Origin of the sequence: Pseudomonas sp. HMWF006 (genome assembly GCF_003061205.1) — a bacterium.
GTDB lineage: Bacteria > Pseudomonadota > Gammaproteobacteria > Pseudomonadales > Pseudomonadaceae > Aquipseudomonas > Aquipseudomonas monsensis.
The window spans coordinates 7,111-9,871 of the sequence record NZ_QAIU01000552.1 but is presented as its reverse complement, the minus strand read 5'-3'; the positions used below and the strand labels follow the sequence as shown (position 1 = coordinate 9,871).

Genomic DNA, 2,761 nt, shown 5'->3' with positions numbered 1-2,761 from the left:
ACCGCTGCACGGGTCAGACGCACGTAGGACGGCAGCGATACCACAGCAATGGCGATCACGGTGTTGATCAGGCCTGGGCCGAGGATGGCGACGATCGCCACCGCCAGCAGCAGCGACGGCAGGGCCAGCATGATGTCCATCAGACGCATGATGGTCGGGCCGATCATCTTCGGGAAGAAACCGGCGAACAGACCCAGCAGGATCCCCGGGATCAGCGACATCACCACCGACGACAGGCCGATCAGCAGCGACAGGCGCGAACCCTGGATCAGACGCGACAGCAGGTCACGGCCCAGTTCATCGGTGCCGAGCAGGAACTGCAACTGCCCGCCTTCCAGCCATGCCGGTGGCGTCAGCAGGAAGTCACGGTATTGCTCGCTCGGGTTATGCGGCGCGACCCACGGCGCGAAGATCGCGCAGAAGATGATCAGCAGCATGAACAGCAGGCCGGCCACCGCGCCCTTGTTCTTGGAGAAGGCTTGCCAGAATTCTTTGTACGGAGACGGGTACAGCAGGCTTTGATCCGCGTTTGGGGCGGAAGTGGCTACTGAGGATGTTGGAGTGCTCATGGTATGGACCTCAGCGCTGATGACGGATGCGTGGGTTGGCAAAGCCGTAGAGGATGTCCACTACGAAGTTGACCAGAATCACCAGGCAGGCGATTAACAGGATGCCGTTTTGCACAACCGGGTAGTCCCGGGCGCCAATGGCTTCGATCAGCCATTTACCGATACCGGGCCAGGAGAAGATGGTTTCGGTCAGGACCGCACCGGCCAGCAGGGTGCCGACTTGCAGACCGACCACGGTGAGTACCGGAATCAGCGCGTTACGCAGACCGTGCACGAACACCACGCGCGACGGCGACAGGCCTTTGGCCTTGGCGGTGCGGATGTAGTCCTCACGCAGCACTTCGAGCATCGACGAACGGGTCATCCGCGCGATCACGGCCAGCGGAATGGTGCCGAGCACGATGGCCGGCAGGATCAGGTGATGCAGGGCGTCGAGGAACGCTCCCATGTCATCGGCCAGCAGCGTGTCGATCAGCATGAAACCGGTGCGCGGCTCGATGTCATAGAGCAGGTCGATCCGCCCGGACACCGGGGTCCAGCCCAGGCTCACCGAGAAGAACATGATCAGGATCAGGCCCCACCAGAAGATCGGCATCGAGTACCCCGCCAGGGAGATACCCATCACCCCATGGTCGAACAGGGATCCTCGCTTGAGGGCCGCAATCACCCCGGCCAACAGGCCCAGGATGCCGGCGAACAGCAGGGCGGCCATGGACAGTTCCAGGGTCGCCGGGAAAAGGGAGGTGAACTCGGTCCATACGCTCTCACGGGTGCGCAGGGATTCGCCGAGATCGCCGTGGGCCAGTTTGCCGATGTAGTCCAGGTACTGGGCATACAGTGGCTTGTTCAGACCTAGGCGTTCCATTGCCTGAGCGTGCATTTCGGGGTCGACCCGACGTTCGCCCATCATCACTTCCACGGGGTCGCCCGGAATCATGCGAATCAACGCGAAAGTCAGCAAGGTGATGCCGAAAAACGTGGGGATCAACAACCCCAGTCGGCGGGCAATAAAACTAAACATCGTGTGTGGTACCTCATCAGCCGGTTAGGCGTGCCCCGCTTCCCTGGGGTCAGGGAGGCCGGGAGTTTCTTATCTACTTCACCTGGGTAGTGGCGAAGTTATTAGTGGTGAGAGGGCTGATGTGATAACCCTCTACGTTGTTGCGCATTGCGGTAAACATCCGGGTGTGGGCCATGCTGATCCATGGCTGGTCCTGATTAAACAGGACCTGGGCTTGCTCGTAGAGTTTCGCACGTTCGGCCGGATCTACTTTAGCCCGTGCTTCGTCCAGCAGCGCCTGGAATTTCTCGTTGCACCAGCGCGCGTAGTTCTCGCCGTTCTTGGCCGCTTCACAACTGAGCATAGGCGTCAGGAAGTTGTCCGGGTCGCCGTTGTCGCCCGCCCATCCGGCCGACACCATATCGTGTTCGCCGGCCTTGGCACGCTTGAGCATTTCGCCCCATTCCATCACGCGGATGTCGATCTTGATCCCGACTTTCGCCAGGTCAGCCTGCATCATCTGTGCGCCGAGCATCGGGTTGGGGTTGGTCGGACCGCCGCCGTTACGGGTAAACAGGGTAAACACAGTACCTTCCGGAACCCCGGCTTCCTTGAGCAGGGCGCGGGCCTTGTCCAGATCGCGAGGCGGGTTCTTCAGGTCGTGGTTATAACCCAGCAGGGTCGGCGGGTACGGGTTGACCGCAACCGAGGCGTTGCCTTTGCCGAACAGGGCGTTGACGTAGGCTTCCTTGTCGAAGGCGATGTCGATGGCCTTACGCACGCGCACGTCGCTCATGTATTTGTGCTGGGTGTTCATGGCGATGTACGAGACGGTCATCGCGTCCAGCTCGTCGACTTTCAGGTTGCTGTCTTTCTTGATGCTCGGAATGTCATCCGGTTTCGGATACAGCGCGATCTGGCACTCGTTGGCCTTGAGCTTCTGCAGGCGTACGTTGTTGTCGGTGGCGATGGCCAGGATCAACGCGTCGGCCGGAGGCTTGCCACGGAAGTAGTCCGGGTTGGCCTTGAAGCGCACCTGCGCATCCTTGGCATAACGCTGGAAGATGAACGGGCCGGTGCCGACAGGCTTGTTGTTGAGGTCGCCGGTCTTGTTGGCCTTGAGCAACTGGTCGGCGTATTCGGCCGGGTAGATCGAGGAGAACGCCATGGCGATGTCGGCCAGGAACGGCGC

At 60.9% G+C, this 2,761-nt stretch carries 3 protein-coding genes; all 3 read right to left on the bottom strand.

The window, feature by feature from the left end:
• Window positions 1–569, bottom strand: a 569-nt coding sequence (locus tag DBR24_RS24895; RefSeq protein WP_371921354.1) for an ABC transporter permease subunit, incomplete at its 3' end; no start/stop codon positions are given.
• A 10-nt stretch (window positions 570–579) separates the two neighbouring features.
• On the bottom strand, window positions 580–1,590 hold the full coding sequence (locus DBR24_RS24890) for an ABC transporter permease subunit (RefSeq protein ID WP_007953665.1): 1,011 nt from the start codon (window positions 1,588–1,590) through the stop codon (window positions 580–582).
• Window positions 1,591–1,663: 73 nt separating this feature from the next.
• Window positions 1,664–2,761 (bottom strand): ABC transporter substrate-binding protein (locus DBR24_RS24885; protein ID WP_256591816.1); only part of this gene is annotated, 1,098 nt, incomplete at its 5' end.